This window comes from Flavobacterium sp., from assembly GCF_040379285.1.
In the GTDB taxonomy this organism is placed as follows: domain Bacteria; phylum Bacteroidota; class Bacteroidia; order Flavobacteriales; family Flavobacteriaceae; genus Flavobacterium.
This window is the reverse complement of the sequence record NZ_JBEILJ010000002.1, coordinates 94,834-114,747: the sequence shown is the minus strand read 5'-3', so window position 1 is coordinate 114,747 and position 19,914 is coordinate 94,834. Positions and strand designations below refer to the sequence as shown.

At 43.1% G+C, this 19,914-nt stretch carries 17 protein-coding genes; 7 read left to right on the top strand and 10 right to left on the bottom strand.

From position 1 onward, the window contains the following. Positions 1–47: 47 nt before the first annotated feature. Complete coding sequence (locus tag ABWO12_RS01120) at positions 48–1,811, top strand: alpha-amylase family glycosyl hydrolase (RefSeq protein ID WP_353086474.1); 1,764 nt, start codon at positions 48–50, stop codon at positions 1,809–1,811. Between the two features lie 63 nt (positions 1,812–1,874). Here ABWO12_RS01120 and ABWO12_RS01115 read toward each other — a convergent pair whose 3' ends face one another. Together ABWO12_RS01115 and ABWO12_RS01110 are read right to left on the bottom strand one after the other, a co-directional pair. Beyond that, on the bottom strand, positions 1,875–3,146 hold the full coding sequence (locus ABWO12_RS01115) for an adenylosuccinate synthase (protein WP_353086472.1): 1,272 nt from the start codon (positions 3,144–3,146) through the stop codon (positions 1,875–1,877). Between the two features lie 26 nt (positions 3,147–3,172). Beyond that, on the bottom strand, positions 3,173–3,625 hold the full coding sequence (locus ABWO12_RS01110) for a Fur family transcriptional regulator (RefSeq protein ID WP_073363774.1): 453 nt from the start codon (positions 3,623–3,625) through the stop codon (positions 3,173–3,175). Between the two features lie 377 nt (positions 3,626–4,002). Here ABWO12_RS01110 and rbp point away from each other — a divergent pair, with 377 nt between their 5' ends. The 3 genes from rbp (at position 4,003) to ABWO12_RS01095 (ending at position 5,810) form a co-directional block, all read left to right on the top strand. After that, entirely contained in the window at positions 4,003–4,293 is a 291-nt protein-coding gene (rbp, locus tag ABWO12_RS01105; protein ID WP_353086471.1) for an RNA-binding regulator, read from the top strand. Between the two features lie 171 nt (positions 4,294–4,464). Then, the gene (locus ABWO12_RS01100; protein WP_353086469.1) at positions 4,465–5,580 is read left to right on the top strand and encodes a DEAD/DEAH box helicase; all 1,116 of its coding nucleotides are present in this window, start codon (positions 4,465–4,467) and stop codon (positions 5,578–5,580) included. A 14-nt stretch (positions 5,581–5,594) separates the two neighbouring features. Continuing rightward, positions 5,595–5,810 (top strand): hypothetical protein, encoded by a 216-nt coding sequence (locus ABWO12_RS01095; protein WP_353086467.1) that lies wholly within the window; start codon positions 5,595–5,597, stop codon positions 5,808–5,810. Positions 5,811–5,847: 37 nt separating this feature from the next. On the opposite strand, the gene ABWO12_RS01090 is transcribed toward ABWO12_RS01095, so the two are convergent. The 4 genes from ABWO12_RS01090 to ABWO12_RS01075 form a co-directional block, all read right to left on the bottom strand. Next, entirely contained in the window at positions 5,848–8,064 is a 2,217-nt protein-coding gene (locus tag ABWO12_RS01090; protein ID WP_353086466.1) for a RelA/SpoT family protein, read from the bottom strand. Positions 8,065–8,132: 68 nt separating this feature from the next. Beyond that, complete coding sequence (locus tag ABWO12_RS01085) at positions 8,133–9,680, bottom strand: serine hydrolase (protein ID WP_353086464.1); 1,548 nt, start codon at positions 9,678–9,680, stop codon at positions 8,133–8,135. Positions 9,681–9,692: 12 nt separating this feature from the next. Then, positions 9,693–10,484 carry a TrmH family RNA methyltransferase gene (locus tag ABWO12_RS01080; RefSeq protein WP_353086462.1) on the bottom strand — a complete coding sequence of 264 codons (792 nt, stop codon included), beginning with the start codon at positions 10,482–10,484 and terminating at the stop codon, positions 9,693–9,695. Positions 10,485–10,529: 45 nt separating this feature from the next. Next, the gene (locus ABWO12_RS01075; protein ID WP_353086460.1) at positions 10,530–12,341 is read right to left on the bottom strand and encodes a T9SS type B sorting domain-containing protein; all 1,812 of its coding nucleotides are present in this window, start codon (positions 12,339–12,341) and stop codon (positions 10,530–10,532) included. Positions 12,342–12,450: 109 nt separating this feature from the next. On the opposite strand from ABWO12_RS01075, the gene ABWO12_RS01070 reads away from it, so the two are divergent. The 3 genes from ABWO12_RS01070 to ABWO12_RS01060 are packed head-to-tail and all read left to right on the top strand — an operon-like array spanning position 12,451 to position 15,766. Next, positions 12,451–13,422, top strand: a complete 972-nt coding sequence (locus tag ABWO12_RS01070; protein WP_353086458.1) for a GNAT family N-acetyltransferase — start codon at positions 12,451–12,453, stop codon at positions 13,420–13,422. Further along, positions 13,419–14,504 (top strand): DegT/DnrJ/EryC1/StrS family aminotransferase, encoded by a 1,086-nt coding sequence (locus tag ABWO12_RS01065; protein WP_353086456.1) that lies wholly within the window; start codon positions 13,419–13,421, stop codon positions 14,502–14,504. The genes ABWO12_RS01070 and ABWO12_RS01065 overlap by 4 nt, the downstream gene beginning before the upstream one ends. Further along, the gene (locus ABWO12_RS01060; protein ID WP_353086454.1) at positions 14,501–15,766 is read left to right on the top strand and encodes an O-antigen translocase; all 1,266 of its coding nucleotides are present in this window, start codon (positions 14,501–14,503) and stop codon (positions 15,764–15,766) included. The genes ABWO12_RS01065 and ABWO12_RS01060 overlap by 4 nt, the downstream gene beginning before the upstream one ends. Here the strand turns inward: ABWO12_RS01060 and ABWO12_RS01055 are convergent. The 4 genes from ABWO12_RS01055 to ABWO12_RS01040 are packed head-to-tail and all read right to left on the bottom strand — an operon-like array spanning position 15,728 to position 19,901. Continuing rightward, a complete protein-coding gene (locus tag ABWO12_RS01055; protein WP_353086452.1) occupies positions 15,728–16,312 on the bottom strand; it encodes an HAD family hydrolase in 585 nt (194 codons plus the stop codon). The two genes, ABWO12_RS01060 and ABWO12_RS01055, sit on opposite strands and share 39 nt — an antisense overlap. Then, positions 16,305–17,165, bottom strand: a complete 861-nt coding sequence (locus tag ABWO12_RS01050; protein WP_353086450.1) for a UbiA prenyltransferase family protein — start codon at positions 17,163–17,165, stop codon at positions 16,305–16,307. Before ABWO12_RS01050 ends, ABWO12_RS01055 begins: the two co-directional genes overlap by 8 nt. Next, the gene (locus ABWO12_RS01045) at positions 17,122–18,771 is read right to left on the bottom strand and encodes a hypothetical protein (RefSeq protein WP_353086448.1); all 1,650 of its coding nucleotides are present in this window, start codon (positions 18,769–18,771) and stop codon (positions 17,122–17,124) included. Before ABWO12_RS01045 ends, ABWO12_RS01050 begins: the two co-directional genes overlap by 44 nt. Continuing rightward, positions 18,753–19,901: a glycosyltransferase gene (locus tag ABWO12_RS01040; RefSeq protein ID WP_353086447.1), complete on the bottom strand. Its 1,149-nt coding sequence runs from the start codon at positions 19,899–19,901 to the stop codon at positions 18,753–18,755. Before ABWO12_RS01040 ends, ABWO12_RS01045 begins: the two co-directional genes overlap by 19 nt. Between the last annotated feature and the right edge of the window lie 13 nt (positions 19,902–19,914).

Below are 19,914 nucleotides of genomic sequence, written 5' to 3'. Positions count from 1 at the left end.
CACAAGCCCCCAAAACTCCATCACAACCCCCCAAAAAAGTAACACCTGTGGAACAGAAAAAAGTCGTTTATCAAGTTTTTACCCGATTATTTGGCAATACCAACACCACCAACAAACCTTGGGGTTCCAAAGAAGAAAATGGCGTTGGAAAATTTAATGATTTTACCGACAAAGCGCTAGAGGAAATCAAAGGGTTGGGCGTTACACACATTTGGTATACGGGAGTTCCCCATCATGCGGTGGTGGCAGATTACAAACCGTATGGCATTTCTGACGACGATCCCGATGTGGTCAAAGGACGAGCGGGTTCGCCTTATGCTGTCAAGGATTATTACAATGTGAATCCCGACTTGGCTGTCGATCCCTTGACGCGATTGCAAGAGTTTGAAGCCTTGATTGAACGCACCCATAAAAACGGGATGAAAGTCATCATTGATATCGTTCCCAACCACATTGCCCGTAAATACAAGAGTTTGTCAAAACCCGAGGGTGTAAAAGACTTTGGGGAAGACGATGACGTGACGCAAGAGTACAATCGCAATAATAATTTTTATTACATTCCAGGGCAACCGTTTCAAGTGCCCACATCACCCGATTACAAGCCTCTTGGCGGGGATGAACATCCGTTATTGGATGGACAATTTGATGAAAATCCAGCCAAATGGACCGGAAACGGCTCTCGTGCGGCAAAGCCTGATATAAACGATTGGTACGAAACAGTTAAGGTAAATTATGGTATCCGTCCCGATGGTTCCAAAGATTTCCCTGAATTGCCTGAGGGTTTTGAGAAAAAAACCTATGCGGAGCATTACGCGTATTGGAAAGACAAGGATGTGCCCAATTCGTGGTTGAAGTTTCGCGAGATTGCCCTGTATTGGTTGGAAAAAGGAGTCGATGGTTTCCGTTATGATATGGCTGAAATGGTTCCTTATGAATTTTGGAGTTTTTTGAACTCCTCGATCAAAATGAAAAATCCTGAAGCCTTTCTTTTGGCCGAAGTATACAATCCCAACGAGTACCGCAATTACATTTTTAAAGGTAAAATGGATTACCTCTACGACAAGGTGGAAACCTATGATCATTTGAAAGCAATGATTCGTGGACAGGCGCTTTCTGATGGATTGACCGACATTCGCAAACGCAACCAAGATATTGAGCGTCACATGTTACACTTTTTAGATAACCATGACGAGCAACGTTTGGCAAGTATTGATTTTGCGGGAACCCCAGAACGCGGGAAACCCTTAATGGTGGTTTCAACCCTTTTGAGTTCAGCTCCTATTATGATTTATTTTGGACAGGAAGTAGGCGAACCCGGTTTGGAGGAAGGTGGTTTTGGAAAACCAACGCGTACCAGTATTTTTGATTACGTGGGCGTACCGCATCACCAACGATGGATGAACAACGGTAAATTTGATGGCGGACAACTTTCGGATAGTGAAAAAGCACTCCGGGATTTCTACAAACGATTATTGACCTTTAGTGCCAAAAGTTCGGCGGTGATGGGCAATTATATGGACTTACACGCACCCAATGCGTCAACACCCAATTACGACGGACAGCAATACGCTTTTGCACGTTGGTCGGCCACGGAGAAGTTGATCGTTGTGTCTAATTTTGATTCGTACCGTGAGGTGGATTACACGTTGCAAATTCCCGCTGAGTTGATTCGGTTGTGGGGACTCAAAGACGGTACATATCCCATGAAAGATGTTTTGTACGGCACTACGGTTTCTTTGAAAGTGAGTCAGGGCAAAGGGCAACTTCCAGTGAAGTTAAAAGGAAGTGAATCCTTGGTGTTAAAGTTATAAAGCAAAAAAACCGTTCAATTGAACATGCCCCAAAAAGTTAGACACTATTTGGGGCATTTTTTATTATCTCACTATCGTTTGTTTTCGATCGGGACCAACAGAGACAACCTTAATAGGTACTTCGACTTCCTGTTCGATAAATGCGATATATTCTTTTAACTCATGAGGCAAACTGTCATAGGTTGTTAATCCAGTTAAATCGGCGTTCCAGCCTTTGAATTCCGTGTAAATTGGCGTGACATTTTCCTCTTCAATGTTGTAGGGCAAATGGTGAATGGTTTTCCCCGTGTATTGGTAAGCGGTACAGACTTTCAACGTTTCGAATCCCGAAAGTACATCGCCTTTCATCATCATTAATTGGGTCACCCCATTGATTTGAATGGCATATTTTAAAGCTACGAGGTCCAACCAACCGCAGCGGCGTTGGCGTCCTGTAACCGATCCAAATTCGTTGCCTACTCGAGCCATTGTAGCGCCGACTTCATCAAACAATTCAGTAGGGAAGGGGCCACTTCCTACTCGTGTAGTATAGGCCTTGAATATTCCGAAAACGTCTTTGATTTTATTGGGTGCAATACCTAATCCGGTACACGCTCCTGCGGCAGTTGTATTGGAGGAAGTCACAAAAGGGTAGGTTCCAAAGTCCACATCGAGTAAGGATCCCTGAGCGCCTTCACACAAAATGGATTTTCCAGCTTTTTGGGCTTGGGCTAAATATTCTTCACTGTCGATAAAGGTCAATTTTTTTAAATCTTCGATAGCGGCAAAAAACTCAGCTTCCATTTCTGCCAAATTGTATTGAATAGCCACATCGTAGAACTTAATCATTTCCTCGTGTTTATTGGCCAATTGGCGGTAGCGATCCCTGAAGTCATTCAACTCAATATCGCCTACACGAATACCGTTGCGTCCCGTTTTATCCATGTAGGTTGGACCAATACCTTTGAGAGTAGAACCGATTTTGGCTTTTCCTTTGGCGGTTTCTGAGGCGGCATCCAATAATCGGTGGGTCGGTAATATAAGATGTGCTTTTCGTGAAATGAACAGTTTGGACGTTACATCCATATTGAATTGTGCCAAGCCTTCAATTTCTTTTTGAAAGACCACAGGATCAATTACCACACCATTCCCGATGATATTGATGGAATTAGCATGAAAAATCCCAGAAGGAATGGTTCGCAATACGTGTTTGATACCATCAAATTCTAAGGTGTGCCCCGCATTGGGTCCGCCCTGAAAACGGGCAATAATGTCATACTTTGAGGTGAGTACGTCGACAATTTTTCCTTTGCCCTCGTCACCCCATTGTAATCCTAACAGTAAATCTACAGTCATTGTTGTGTTGTTTGTGTTGTGTGGAGTTATGCTTTTTTACTGGCGTAGAAATAGAGGGAATGGTTGTGAATTTCTATCCCAAAAATTTCTTCCATGGTTTTTTTGATGGTTTGAATACGTGGATCACAAAATTCGATCACTTCGCCTGTATCGGTCATAATAATATGATCGTGTTGTTTGTCGAAGTATGATTTTTCGTAATGCGCCTGATTTTGACCAAATTGATGTTTACGCACCAGTCCACAATCGAGAAGGAGTTCAATGGTATTGTACAAGGTCGCTCGACTCACCCGATAGTTTTTGTTTTTCATTTTGATATACAAATTCTCGATGTCAAAATGTTCTTCACTATCGTAAATTTCTTGTAAAATGGCATAGCGTTCGGGTGTTTTTCGATGCCCGTTGGTTTCCAAATAGGCCGTAAAAACATTCTTTACGGTCTCCTGATTTTTAGCGTTATCCGAAGCAATTTGTGTCATAGGTTACAAAGATACTTTTTTGTTGCCAAGAGGCAAAACTTGACGCTCATTTTTAAACGATTCCTATTTTCATTCCCTAAACAGCTGTAAAAATTGGGCAACGATGATGCCTTTTTGAAGTTTAAAAATCGTTGGTTTAAGCGCTGGATTCCCTTTTTTATTCGTTTTACCTGCTTTGGCAACCCTTGGTATGACTGTAAAAATGAAAATAAATGTGTTTTTGAAAGCGGAAACGTTACTTTACCGCTACCTTTGTACCCGATTGGTTCTCTGCCAATGCTCGTTCTGGATAGTGAATTTTGTTTTAATGACTTCTTTTCTTTTTCAGTTTTGGCGTTTCAGTACTGCCTTTTTTTAATCATTAAAACAATTTTATTATGAACATTTATGTTTCCAACCTGAGCTACCATACCTCAGAATCAGATTTGCGCGAATTATTCAGCGCGTATGGTGAAGTTAATTCTACAAAAATTATTACTGATCGTGAAACGGGACGTCCTCGTGGATTTGCTTTCGTTGAAATGGCTCAAAAAGAAGAAGGCCAACGCGCGATTCAAGGATTAAACAACACTACAGTAGACAATTTCGACATTAACGTTGCTGAGGCACGTCCTCGTGAAGAGCGTCCACAATCGCGTAACTCGTTTCAATCGTACAAAAGGTACTAATCGACTTCTTGGTATTTGCCTTTCGGCGTGCAAGAGTCGCTCTATAGCCCTACAACAATGCAGAACGTCTATTTTGGCGTTCTGTGTGTTGTTGGTCAATCCTGTTTTTCCCTTTCTACTTCATAAGACGAATACTATAGGAAGTTCGAATTTAATTTTACATTCGATCCTATGACATTTCAAGATTTTTCATTGCTTCCCGTGCTCCAAAAAGCGATCACCGAAGCGGGCTACACCCAGCCTTCACTCATTCAACAGAAAGCCATTCCCCTTTTGTTACAAGGCCACGATCTAATTGGTTGTGCGCAAACAGGAACCGGAAAAACCGCTGCTTTCGTGTTGCCCATTTTACAACAACTATCCCAAAATAAACCCACAACTTCGGCACAAATCCGTGTTTTGGTGGTGACTCCCACCCGCGAATTGGCGCTACAAGTTGAAGCTACTTTTACACAATTGGGCTCGGGATTGCCTTTTCGTTCTCAGCCCATTTTTGGCGGTGTTTCGGAAGGAAAACAAATTCAAGCGTTACACCAAAAGCCGGCTATTATTGTGGCTACTCCGGGGCGATTATTGGATTTATTACGCCGTAATCTTATCGATCTTCGCCATTTAGAAACCCTTGTTTTGGATGAAGCCGATCGCATGCTCGACATGGGATTCATTCACGATATGAAAGCCTTATTGCGTTTTTTACCGCAACAGCGTCAGACCTTGTTTTTTACGGCCACATTTCCCGATACCATTCGCAAATTAATTCCGCTTTTTCTCAACAATCCAAAGCAAGTTGATGCCCAACCGGTGTCGTCGATTAAAGCGGTTATTGAACAGGCCGTATATGTTGTGGAACCGCAAGATAAAGAACCGATTTTGTTATCGGTATTGCGCAATCATAACGGGCACCAATGTTTGTTGTTTACCAAAACCAAGCACGGTGCTAATAAATTGGTTCAAAAATTAAGCAAACAAGGCGTTACTGCGGCAGCTATTCACGGCAACAAGTCGCAATCGGCCCGTCAAAAAGCATTGGCTGATTTCAAAGCGCAAATCATTCAAGTGATGGTGGCTACCGACATTGCCGCCCGTGGCATTGATATCGAAGCCTTGCCTTTGGTGATCAATTACGACTTACCGACCGAAGTGGAGACCTATGTCCATCGTATCGGTCGCACAGGTCGCGCCGGATTGAGCGGTCAAGCGATTAGTTTTTGTACGCCCAACGAATCGGCCATGTGGCGTCAAATCGTCAAACAAAATGGCAAACCAATTCATCAACTTACTCATTAATTCGATTATTCTCTATGGCAGACTCGTTTTCCAAAAAACAACAACACAAGAAAAAAATCCTCAAACAAAAAGAAAAAGATCAAAAGAAAGCCGACCGAAAGTTACACAATAACAAGGGCAAAGGGTTTGATAGCATGCTCATCTATGTGGATGAAAACGGTCATTTTACCGATACTAAGCCTCTCAAAATTGAGGATAAAAAAGTAGAAAAAAAGGAATCCAACGGTTAATTGGATTCCTTTTTTATAGACTAATAGGTTACTTTACTTAATTGTACACGCGCGTCACTTTTTCAATACCGTCAATTTTTTTGATATTTTCAATCATGCGCTTTAAAATCTGATTGTTTTGAACAATCACGGTAACTTGTCCGTTGAAAATTCCCGCTTCGCCACTCAAGGAAATGCTTTGTATGTTTACATGCATTTGGTTGGAAATCACTTTGGTTAGCTCATTAGTTAAGCCCAAAGTATCCATTCCTGTAATGTTTAGCATCACTTTAAACTCTTGTTTGGTTGAATCGATCCAACGGGCTTGCATAATGCGGTAGGCGTAATTGGATTGTAAGCTAATAGCATTGGGACAGTCCTTTTTATGCACCTTGATGCCTTCGTTGATGGTTACAAATCCGAAAACTTCATCTCCTGGAATAGGATTACAACAGGACGCCAGCTTGTAATCCAAGCGGTCTTGTTCTTTACCAAAAACCAACAGATCATAGTTGCTCGTCAACTCGGGTCGGTTGATTTCTTCGGGATTGTTGCTATGGCTGCGTTTGATTTTATTCTTAAAGAAATTAATCAACGTATTGCTTTTCTGGGCGGCATAGTCTTTCAATTGCTGGTTTTCAATTGCGCCAATTCCCACCCGGTAAAACAGGTCCAAACTGGTTTTCAGTTTAAAATAATTCACCAACTCATTCACCACCGATTCATTTAAGGTAATCTTCAAATGCTTCAGTTTTCGCATGAGCAATTCCTTGCCTTCTTCGGCAATTTTTTTGGTGTTTTCATTGAGAACGCTGCGAATTTTATTCTTTGCACGAGAGGTCGTTACATAGTCCAACCAGTTGATCGTTGGCTTTTGGTGTGGGGAGGTGATGACTTCAACCTGATCGCCACTTTTTAATTCATGGTTTAAAGGCACTAATCGTCCATTGACCCGAGTACCGCGCGTTTTGATCCCGATTTCGGAGTGGATGCTAAAAGCAAAATCTAGAGAAGTAGCCCCTTTCGGTAACGATTTGATTTCGCCTTTGGGGGTGAAAACAAAAATCTCCTTGGCATACAAGTTCATTTTGAAATCCTCCACAAAGTCAACCGCGTTGGTTTCAGAGTTTTCTAAGGCTTCTTTCAACAGGTTCAGCCATTTTTCTAAGCCCGATTCTTCAGTGGCTCCTTGTTTGTATTTGTAATGGGCTGCATACCCTTTTTCGGCAATTTCATCCATGCGTTCGCTGCGAACCTGAATCTCGACCCAGCGGCCTTTCGGACCCATAACAGTGATGTGCAAGGCTTCATATCCCGTCGATTTGGGGGAGGAAATCCAATCGCGAAGGCGGCTCGGACTCGGGCGATAGTGGTCGGTTACAACAGAGTAAATCTTCCAGGCTAGGAATTTTTCATCATGGGGATTGGACTTGTAAATAATCCGAAGGGCGAATTTGTCGTACACTTCATCAAAAGTGACCCGTTGCACCAGCATTTTACGTCGGATGGAGTAAATAGACTTAGGACGGCCTTTCAACGTATACTCAATCCCTTCTTCATCCAACGATTTGCGTAACACATCGGATACCATTTTAATATAGGCATCTTGCTCCTCTTTGGTTTCTTTAATTTTGCTTACAATGTCACTATAAATGGCGGGTTCGGTGTATTTTAGCCCTAAGTCCTCCAACTGCGTTTTGATGTTGTACAAGCCCAAACGGTGGGCGAGTGGGGCATAAATGTACAGGGTTTCCGAAGCGATTTTTTCCTGCTTGTACTGCGGCATGGAATCCATGGTTTGCATGTTGTGCAAGCGATCGGCGATTTTGATGAGAATGACTCGAACATCATCGTTTAAGGTGAGCAACATTTTACGGAAATTCTCGGCTTGCATCGAGATGTTCATGTCCTTTTTAACCTGCGAAATCTTGGTCAATCCAGCGACCAATTGCGCAATTTTTGGATTGAATAAGCGCTCAATATCTTCTACCGAAATAGGAGTGTCTTCCACCACATCGTGTAACAACGCCGCTGCAATTCCGGTAGCCCCCAATCCAATCTCGGAGGCGACTATTTTGGCCACTCCGATGGGATGAAAAATATAGGCTTCTCCCGACTTCCGACGTTGGTCTTTATGGGCATCTACAGCTACATCAAAGGCTTTGCGAATCAGTTTTTTATCGTCCTCGGTTAAGGTTTGGTAACTAATCCGCAACAGCTCCTTGTACTCGCGTGCTAGGGCTTTTTTTTCTTCTTCTAAATCTATCTCGTGCATGGGAAATCGCTTAGTTGGCTAAATGTACAACTTTTTCAGGCAATTTTGCAACACTCAAATGGCTTTTTCTAATCGACTTTTGTAAACTCCAAATCTTGAAAATCGTAACTAAAATCGGTCAATGGCGAAATAGGCGCCATGGTAAAACCGATGAGTTTTCCATCGGCATTTCGTTTTATATACACATGAGCGTCGGCCATCATACTGCGGTTGAACCATTTTACGGCAAAGTGATCGTCTTTCACCCAGTGAAGTGTGCCCGTAAGGCGAGGCGAACGGTGGGAGGTAAATAAAATTTTGTTTTTGCCTTCGCTGATGGTGACCGCTCCAAACCAAGGGTCATGATACTCCCCCAGCATGAACTTTTTCGGGCGATAGCCTTTTGCTTGCTCGTTTTCGGCTACTTGACGCCAGATGGCAGCAGTAATCTGATCGGCTTGCGCTTCTTTGGTGGCACGATCCGATTGTAGGGTGGTTACATGATCGGGGTGTTTCAAACCCAAATAGGCATCTTTGATGGTGTTGGAAATTGCGGTAAAAGCGGCGCCACTTTGTTGGTTGGTAAACACGATGATGCCTAGTTGGAGCTCAGGAAACAGTACGGTTTGGGTGACCATTCCATCCAAACCTCCCGTGTGTGAAACTTGTAAATGACCGTTGATATCGGTCAATTGCCAGCCCAGTCCGTAGGCTTTAAAATGGCATCGGTAGGGGGCCACTCCGGTGATAGGCATCAACGTTTGGGGCTTCCACATTTCTTGGTGTGTGGTTTTCGAAAAAAGGGTTTCCGTTGCCAAAGGTCCATAAGTTCCCTGTTGCAACTGCGCTATAACCCAATGGCTCCAATCTTCAACCGAGGTATACACGCCAGCAGCGGCATCAAAAATTGAATTGGTGTAGCGCGGAATCACTTGTAGTCCATTCTCGGTAGGCACATGCGGTACACTGCAATTGGTGGTATCTTTTACCCGTTCCCAAGAAGTGGCACTACGCGACATGCGTAAAGGGGTCATTAAATGTTGTTCCACATAGGCATTCCACGATTGACCACTTACTTTTGCAACAACTTCGCCTGCAACAATATACAGCAGATTGTCGTAATCGTATCGGGCCCGGAATCCAGATACAGGTTTTAAATACTGGATGTTTTGCACGATATCATTTCGCGTGAAATTATGTCCGTCGGGCCAAATCATCAAATCTCCTGCGCCCAATCCTAAGCCACTGCGATGCGTCAGTAAATCCCTGATAGTAAATTCGGCGGTTACATACGCATTATACATTTTAAAATTAGGAAGGTATTGTACCACCTTATTGTCCCAGTGTAATTTTTTTTGGTCGACCAACTGTCCCAAGGCCGCTGCTGTCATGGCTTTGGTATTGGAGGCTACCGCAAATAAGGTTTGGGCATCGACTTTTTCCTGGGTTTTGGTATTTCGTATTCCATATCCTTTGGCTAGCACTAGTTTTCCATCTTTGACAATGCCTACGGCGATTCCGGGAACATTAAAGGCTTTGCGGGTTCGTTCGACCACATCATCGACTTGCGCTTCAGTAATTTGGGCTTGTACACTTCCTATGGAAAGGAAAAGCATTGAAAAAAAGAGTTGTTTCATGGGGGAAAGATTTTATGTAAAGCCGCGTTGACGTTTGGCTTCAAAAAGTAAAATTGCGGCGGCTACCGATACATTCATCGAATCGATGGTCCCCGACATGGGAATGATAATGTTTTGTGTTGCGGCTTCACGCCACGCTTCAGTGAGTCCGGTAGCTTCTGTTCCAACGACCAAAGCGGTTGGTCCTGTATAATCATTTTCATGATAGGCGTTGGCGTTTTGCAACGTGGCACTGTATATGGCAATGTTTTTTTGTTGTAAAAAAGAAATAACCTCGGCTGAAGTTCCCGTGGCAATTGAATTGGTAAATAAACAACCCACACTCGAACGCACAATGTTGGGATTGTACAAATCGGTCTTGGGATTGGCAATTACCACGGCATCGGCGCCCACGGCATCGGCAGTTCGTAACAAAGCGCCTAGATTTCCAGGTTTTTCAATAGCCTCTGCCACAAGTAGCAGCGGGTTTTGAGGGAGAATCAACGCCTCGAGTTTGTGATTTTTTATTTTTGCAACCGTAATAATTCCCTCTGTGGTATCGCGATAGGCTAATTTTTGATAGACTTCTCGACTGATTTCAATCCAGGCTACCGTTTGGGGTAATTTGGACTGAAGGGGTTTTATTTCAATCATTTCGGGGACAAATAAAACCGTTTCCAAATGATATCCTCCTTGCAAAGCCAACGTGATTTCCCGCTGGCCTTCAATGAGAAAAGTTCCCGATTGTTTGCGCGCTTTGGCTTTTTCTTGCAGGAGTAGCAACGATTTTATCAATGGATTTTGAGGCGATTGTATTTGTTTCAAAACAACTGATTTTAAACGGCTAAAATACAAGAAAAGTAGGAATTCTTAAAAGGTGAAATACAACCAACCGACGTAGGGTTCTGGAAAGCTCGGGTCGTTTAATCTCAGTATGTAATAATAGGTTCCTTTTGGGGAAATGTAGTTACTCACGGTATGAGGTTGGTTGGCAAATCCGTCCCAGGGCGATTGTGTATGATTTCCTTTCCAAACCAAACGCCCCCATCGGTTGTAGATTTCTAACTCAAATTGGAAAAAAATGCCGTAAAGTCCTTCGATAGTAAAGAAATCATTGGCTCCATCATTGTTGGCAGAAACGTAATTGTAAATCCTTGGGGGGCAATTTTTTGTTTGTAACTCAAATTGTCCAATTTGATAACAGCTTGCATTTTCAACCCGAAAATAAATGGTTTGGGGTGTTTGTAAAGCCGTATAATCTTCGGGATTGGCGATCGGATTGATTCCGGCATCAGCGTTGGCAAAACTTTCATAAAATCCAATAAACGTTGCCTCACTCGCATCAAAAGCGGTATCGGCATAATTTTGAAAATTAAAGTTCCCACGGGTGAATCCTAAGTTGCAACTCACCAAAGGCGCTAAATCAGTCACCTCGGGTTTAAAAATAAGGGTATCCGAAAAGTTCGCTCCATTATTGGTTTCGTTCAACTCCAAAACTACCCCTTGTCCATTGCCTGTATCATCTACCTGACCCACGACCGTAAATGTTGAAACAATGGTATTGGGTAATGTTAGCGTAATTTGTCCTGATTCACTCCCATTGATAGGAAGTATCGTTTGGGTAACCGTTTGTCCCAGTAAGATTCCCTCAGCATAAAACGCTATGGGGGTGTTGGCTGGCAAAGGGTCGGTGGCATTTGGATTGGAGACTGTATATTGCAAGGTGATCACTTTGGAATCACAGATTTTTTCTATGGCATCAATAGCCAAAACGGCATCAGGGAGTTGACTATTGAAGTTGGTTAAAATAACATTCATCAGCACCACATCTTGACCTGAAGTGAGTTGTATCAAGGCAGAGGTATCGCCCAATTGGATATTGTTTTGAATGGAATAAATGTCCAAATCCATATTGTACAATTGGTTACTCCCCGTAACGCTATTGGTTCCATTAAACGCATTATTGGCGGGATTCAGTGGTGGATTGCTCAAAACAGTCCCGTTGATGCGTAAACTTTCATTTACGGCCAACCCGCGATCGCCTTCCCAGGCAACAAAACCAATTTTGGCTCCGTCATTATCCACCACATTCAAATTAGTCAGCGTGATATCAATAGAAGTAGGGATATTTTGTAACCCATCATAAAGATTCAATTGGTTGATGGGTAGTGTAGGGTCGGTGTAAATGATAACCAATGTCCAGCCCGCAAAATTCGTGCGGTTGGTGCAATACCCCGCATTAGAATTCAGTACTGCGCTAACATCCAATTCGGATAACGTATAGGTTCCATTGCCTGTGCTTGCCACGGCTTCGGTGACTTCGGCAAAAGCACTAAAATAGGTGAGTCCACTATTTATTAAAGTATTGGTAAATAGTCGTTGCGCCGAAATCGGTTGCCCATTCAGTTGAACTGTAGTATCGCCCGATCCCGAGCCAGCCCAGTACAAATAAGCTTTGTGCAATTGTTGGCTTGGGGTTAAATTCATCAATGCACTCGAAGACGGCGCAATCAATTCGGCACACCCTTGACTTGTATTATTTTCCCCCAAATTGAGGGTATTCCCCACAAAAGTAAAGTCGTAGCGGCCGTTAAATTGTTGGTATAAGGTGATGTCTTGGGCATTCATTTCACTTGGAAAAAGACAACAGTAGGCGATGAATAAAAGTAAACGTAAGTACATTGAAAACTGTTTAATGTTTCGAAAATTAGTGATTTATTTTGATTTATGCGTATTTTTGAAAAGGGTTTGTTGCCCTTTGAACATTTTAATTCACAGATAGCCAGTCGATTTGTATCAGGTTAGAACATATACCCCCGCCGATTTTGATGCCTGGAATGCTTTTGTAGCCCAGTCCCGTAATGGTACTTTTCTGTTTCACCGGCATTTTATGGAGTACCATGCCGATCGATTTCATGATGCTTCTTTATGCGTTGAAAAAAATGGCCGATTCTATGCTGTTTTGCCAGCGCATCGTATTGAAGAAGGCCTTTATTCGCATTATGGGTTAACCTATGGCGGATTGGTGCTTTTGAAAGGGCTTCATTTTTCGGAGGTGTTGGCAATATTCAAAGCTTTGTTGGCATATGCGGAAGCCCAAGGATTTGCAACACTATATCTCAAAGAGATTCCTCACTTTTATTGTGGCGAATTCAATGGTGATATTGCTTATTTGATGCAGTTGTGTGGGGCAAAGATTCATCGCGCCGATTTATTAGCTACGGTCAATTTGCGGCAGCCGTTGGCCATTAGTAAAACCCGCAGGGAGAGTATTCGTAGAGGACAAAAAAACGGACTCACTTTGGTAGAGGAAACTCATTTTGAGGCGTTTTGGCATACCTTATTGATTCCCAACTTACGCGATCGACATCAAACGCAACCGGTACATTCTGTGGAAGAAATAACCTATTTACACCAAAAATTCCCACATCACATTCGCCATTTTAACGTGTATGAAGGAGCGCAATTGGTGGCTGGAACTACGGTTTTTGATACCGGTAGGGTGGCCCATCCGCAATATGTAGCTGCCGACCAACGCCGCTCTGAAACTGGAGCTTTGGACTTCTTATACCATCATTTGATAACCGAAGTGTATGCCCAATGTGAGGTATTTGATTTTGGCATTTCCAATGAAAATCAAGGCAAACAAGTCAACAGCGGATTACAGTTTTGGAAAGAATCGTATGGTGCGCAACCTGTTGTTCAACATTTTTATCGAGTGGCCACTGCACATCACACCCATTTAAGTCAGGTTTTACTATGATTCCGTTTTTAGACCTTCAAAAAATAAACGCGCGCTATTCTGAGGCCTACCATCAAAAACTGGACGAAGTGCTCCACAAAGGATGGTTTATCTTGGGCGACGCGGTACAGCAATTTGAGTCTGAATTTGCCTCTTTATGCGGCGCTCGTTATGCCATTGGAGTTGGCAACGGATTGGATGCCATTGCACTACTACTCCGGGCTTATATTCAACTGGGTCGCTTGCAGGAAGGCGATGGCATTATCGTGCCTGCCAATACGTATATTGCCACCATTTTGGGTATCCAGCAAGCGGGCTTGGTTCCGGTGTTAGTCGAACCCGATCCGGTGACGTTTACCCTTTGTTCAATACAAGCAAAACGTGCTATTACGCCTAAAGTAAAAGGGATTATGGTGGTGCATTTGTACGGTCAACGGGCATCGATGGAAGCTTTGGCCGCTTTGGCCGAGGAACATCAGTTGGCACTTTTTGAAGACGCTGCCCAAGCACATGGAATTTCGTTTTTTGGAAGTTATTGTAAAACGTTCAGTTTTTATCCCGGTAAAAACTTGGGCGCACTAGGCGATGCTGGGGCTGTTGTAACCGATGATCCCGAAGTTGCCGCGCAGGTTCGTCTTCTTCGCAATTACGGATCTCCCGAAAAATATGTACATACGTTGCCTGGAACCAATTCGCGTTTGGATGAACTTCAAGCGGCATTTTTACAGGTGCGCTTACCTCATTTGTTGGACGAAAATGAGCACCGTCGCCAATTGGCTGCACGGTATGCTAAAGGAATTAATCATCCCCAAATACAATTGCCACAGGTGGCTGATCCATCACTGCATGCTTTTCATTTGTATGTAATTCGAACACCAAAGCGCGAAGCGTTGCAAGCCTATTTGTTGGCCAATGGAATTCAAACCATGATTCATTATCCTATAGCGCCTCACAAACAAGCGGCATTACAAAATATCGCAACCGATGCCCTACCAGTGACTGAACAGTTGCATCGCGAAGTGTTGAGTTTGCCGATAAGTCCCGTACTTACTTTTGAGGAACAGCAAGTTATTATTGACTGTTTAAATGCATTTCCAGGGTGAAATGGCGCCAATACATAAAAGAACATGAACTCTGGCGGATTACCTCGCTCAATAGTCTGTCGGTACTAGTGCGTATGGGGACAGGATTGATTTCGGCTAAAGTAGTGGCCCTATGTATCGGACCTACGGGAATGGCATGGGTGGGCAACCTTCGAAATTTTATCACTGCCGTAGAAAATATAGCCACGCTTGGCATGACCAATGGAATTGTCAAATACACCACCGAATACCGCAATGACCACAATAAACAAGCTACATTTATAAATACGGTATTGACTGTGTTAACGGCAGTTGCGCTTCTAACTTCCATAGGAATTGGGAGTTTGGCTGTGCTTTGGAATCCTATGTTACTGGAAGGATTTACCACTGATACCTCCTTATGGTGGTGGATTGCCGCAGCATTACCTTGGTATCTAGTGGCGATTGTTTTGGTAGCGATTCTCAACGGATTGGAGGCTTTTCGTCAGGTGGTTAAAATTCAAACCTTAGGCGCTGTTTTGGGATTAGGTGCTACGGTTGGGTTGGTGTATTACTATGCCACTTGGGGCGCCTTATTGGCCGTCGTTGTTGCCCCTGCGGTATCGTTTGGTTTATCTGTTTGGGTGCTTCGAAAAACATTACAACAATTCCGACCTATGGTACAATGGTCATTCATCCGCAATTTAAGTCATTATTCGCTCATGGCATTGGCGTCCTCTGTGGTAGGACCTTGGGTGCTGATTCTTATTCGAAAAAAATTGATTGCTTTTCATGGTTTGGAACAAGCGGGATATTGGGAAGCACTGAATCGGTTGTCGGGATTTTATTTTGTTTTTGTCACTACCCTCATCGGATTGTATTTCCTGCCCAAGCTGGTGCAATCAGAAAGTCGTACTGCCGATTGGGAAGTCTTTCGAGCGTATTATGGAAAAATCATACCGCTTTTTGGATTGGGATTGCTTTTGATTTACCTGTTGCGCAATCCTTTAATTACATTTTTATATACCGATGAATTTCAGCCGATTACTTCGGTATTGGTCTGGCAATTGCTAGGTGATTTTTGTAAAGCCTTAGCTTTATTGTTGGGGTATCGTTTTTTTGCCAAACGACAAACATTTCAATTTTTAATCACCGAAATGGGTTCCTTGGCCTTACTGTATATTTTATGTTCCTTGTGGATTCCAATCTATGGTCTGTTGGGTTTATTGTATGCCTATACCCTAAATTATGCGGTTTATCTTTTGCTATTGGTGTTGTTGTACCGCTTTCGCCAATCCCAATAGTTCGCGGTCACCTCGACCATTTCCATAGACTTCAATTGTTGAGTATTGGTTCAATTCATAGCTCTTTTTAACGCGCCGCACCTTTTCAGGTCCATTACAATTGGTACCCTCTAGTTCTCCTTTTAACTTTCCATCGGCAAATTTCAAACCTGTGGCTAAAAGCTGAAAGCCCTCCCTTTCAGTCCAAGCACCAATCCATTCTGCTGCCGAGGCGGTGACAATGACAATCGTGCTGTTGTGTTGTATCTTTAAATAGTGGTAAAGTGTGGTGTTGAGGTGACGGTCAATTTGATCTAACGCAAATGATTTTCCCATGGCTTGAAATTTGTCGGCAGGGCATCCTCCAAAGAAATAGCGCAACCAAGTCGCTTTGGTAAAAGCTCCATCGCGTAGTTGGACTCGATATGCGATGAGTATAGGCATTAATCGGACTATACCCCAAAACCATCGGCGTGTTCCCACCGCATATCGGGTAAATTCTACTAAACTATCCCCACGGTACAAGGTATGATCAAAGTCCACCAAAATCAATTTTTCACTAGCCATATAACAATCCTCCCAAAAAGATAATCCAACCCAATAGCGCTCCTTGAATAATGCGATCGTCAAGCAAGACACTATTCGGCGATTTAAGGGTTTGTTTCATTAAAGCCAATTGGAGGTAGCGTAAGAGTCCAATCGCAACAAAAACTGCCGATACCACTACCCATTCAGAGCCATAACGTCGCATAACTTCGGGGGTAAAGCAATACCAAATATAGCCCGAAAGTAAAAGTATACTCAATACGATCAGTCCAAAATCAACCCATTTTAGTCTATAGCGGTCAATATTCTTGCGCGTTACCAGGCCACGATTATAAAGAAGGACTTCGGTGCGTCGTTTGGCCAAGGCTAAAAATAAAGCGAGAAGAAACGTTTCTCCCAAAATCCACGATGATAAGTTTGCCTGACTTGCATAACTTCCTGCCACCAAACGGAGGACAAAACCGAGTGCGATAATGGTGATGTCGAGGTAAGGCCACTTTTTAAGTTGTAGTGTATAGGCTACATTGACTAGGGCATAGACTCCGAGTACCACAGCTACTCCAGGATGTATGTAATAGCCCAAAACTATTGCTAATAGGCAAAGTAACCCACCCAAACGCCAAGCTGATTGCACCGAAATGCTGCCTGCTGCCAAGGGACGCTTCTTTTTTTCAGGATGCAGTCGGTCTTCGGCGATATCATGGTAATCATTGAAAATGTAAACGGCACTTGCCATACCACAAAAGGCAACAAAGGTACCCAGCGTAGGCCAAATCCCTTTCCCGAGTTCATGACCTGCAAAAAAAAGCGGTGCCCCTACAAAGCTGTTTTTAAGGTAATGTTCGGGGCGAAGAAGTCTGAGGTAAGGGTGCATCTAAGGGAGTTCCATTGTAAATCAAAAAATGTTTTGTTTCCTGTTGAAGACGAAAGTGACGAACGATATAATCCGTAACCATACTAAAATCCTCACGTTTTTGGGGCATGAAATGTTCATTCCCGCGTACAAAAGACTTTTCCACGAAAATAACGTTTTCTTTCGAACTGGCAATCTCCAACAAGGTTTTGGGATCGCGATGAATTTCCCAATTCAACAACCAATCGGCTGGGAGCGGATTTTGAATGTCCATAGCATAATAAAACAAAGCCATATTGGGAGCAACAATTGGTGTTTTATGGCAAAATTGACGCTGGAGTTTTTGGAGTTCTTGCCACTTTTCGTAATGTACTTTACTCGTTTTTATACCGGCGAGTTTTGGACTCACTGTGCCCAAGTCGTAATGCAGTTCATTGAGCGGACGTTCGGCATAGGGTTGGTATTGGTAGGCCGTTCCACAAATTATTCCGATGATCAAAATACCTTGAGAGAGTGACGTGTAAGACGGGAAATGCGTTTGTAAAAGCCACAGCAAAAGTACCAATAAGCTAGTTCCCATCAAAATTGGGAAAGGATAGCCCAAACTGATGGCGGCACACCATGCCACTGCCAAAACGATTCCCAAAACACTCGCTTTGTGTCGATTAGTTTTGGTACCCAATAAAGCCATCATACCGATTACTATTCCAAGCCAGAGGAGTCGCGAGCCCTCTTGAAAAGAGACAACAACCGCCCAAATTATACCATAGATTCCAAAGCATAGTCCTAATAATTGCAAACTTTTTTCCCAACGACAGCGCGATTTCAATACCCATATTCCCCAGGCCAACACCATGCAAAGTAAAGGAGCCCAAAGGAGTTCAAGTTGTTGATAAACAGTGAAATAATTGATTACGCCACTGTAAATTAACGCGGTTAGGGTGGTCTCTCCCGTAGTGTGTGAGAGAAAATTTTCCAAGGAGGTAAAGGATGTAAGTGATCCGAGAAACAATCCCAATCCCAACAGTTGACTCAGGAAAAGATACCCCACTGTTCGCCACGGATAGCGTAGGGCTGTGGCACATAAAAAAGCAACTGGAACCGCATAAAAAGATTGTTTGGTCAAAGCGGCTGCTATACTAAAAAGTCCGATCCAGAGAATATAAAAGTTGATTTTATAGGTTTTAAAACACAAGGTCCACAAATAAAAAGCAATTGCACTATACAACAGTCCGTCTGTGGTAGGCCAAGGATACATAGGAAAAAACTGAACAGAAAAAACAACTCCAATCCATCCGATAAGGTTGCGATTGGGTATTTTCCACGCCAAACCACGCTCAATTCCCGCTAGCCACAACTGTGTTTGCCAACCGAAAAGCAACCAATTGATAAGTTTTAAAAAATAATACTGTCCCCAAACGGGTAGTACTTTAACCCCAATCGACCAAAGAAAGAGTGTTGCCGGTGGACCTTTGTAAAAAAAATCTTTGTAGGGTAGTTCTCCTTCAGCCATGCGCCAACTGTAACCGATAATGTATCCGCTATCCCAAAGGTCCAAACCCTGTGTAGCGATATAGGCTGCGCCAGCCATCAGGATGAGGTAAAAACTTAGATTGCGGACTCCCATCGTTGGCAATAGGTTTTGGCAATAGAAATGTGATCATGGTGCTGGCGGATAAATGCTTGGGCACGTTCACCGACCTCTTTAATTTTTTCGGGGGATTGAATAAAGCTTTCGATTTGTTTCACTAAATAATCCACATCGGGCAATGCATTGATGGCTACCGTATTGGCTTGTATTCCATAATGCGTTAAAAACTCTTGTTCTGCTCCCGTGAAAACCACCTTCCCCTGGGCCATAGCTTCAAGCGCATTGTATCCTTGGTCAAATGCATAGACTTGATCCAACAATAAATGGGCACGTTGAAAATGCGTGTGATAGGTTGCATAGGGAACATCGCGGGTGATGATAATTTCGGTTCGATCGCCCCATCGGGATTGGATTTCCTGTAATGCTTTTTCAAAAAAATGAATCCCTTTTACAAGATAAGTTCCCGAATTAATCCCTAAGAAAATAACCACTTTTTCACCGAGAGCAGGCGGGGTATAGCTGTTTCTCTGCGTATTGATTGGATTCGGAATTAACCCAAGGTATTTGGGATGGTTGCTTAGAGGCGCCACATAATCGAGATCGGAAGCTATTATTCCTTGGCAATGGGTCATCAGCAATCGATGAATTTTTTGGTGGGAAGGCGTTTGGTATTCCCACATGAAAGCATATTCCTGCGCAGTGGCTGTTGGATTTTCAAAATAAGGCGTCAGAATAGAGTAGCGTTCTTTTTGGGCCAATAAATGCGGAAGGTTAATCGCATCTACACCACAACTGAGTAGAAAACAGTGTTTGTTTTGACGAATAATTTTTTGCAATAAATAATACTCTAAACGAGGGAGCGTTTGAATGGGTTTTTCGTTGATGCATTGTACAATATCAAAACCTTGAAGTTTGTGAATGAGTCCCCAGCATCGTACACCATGTTCGAGTAAGGCCAAATCATACCGAAAGAGGCGATGCCATGCTTTGCGAATTAAGCTTCCTAAGCGAGAAGTAAAAAAGTGAGCTCGAATAGAATAATCGGCAGGGTAGTTTTTGAAACCATCACCATTGTTGACCAAAACGACCTCGTGACCCAAGGTTTCCAACCCTTCTTTCAACGTATTGTGCAGCCGGCTGAATTCCCCCAACAGTAATATCCTCACTTTCGTTATATTT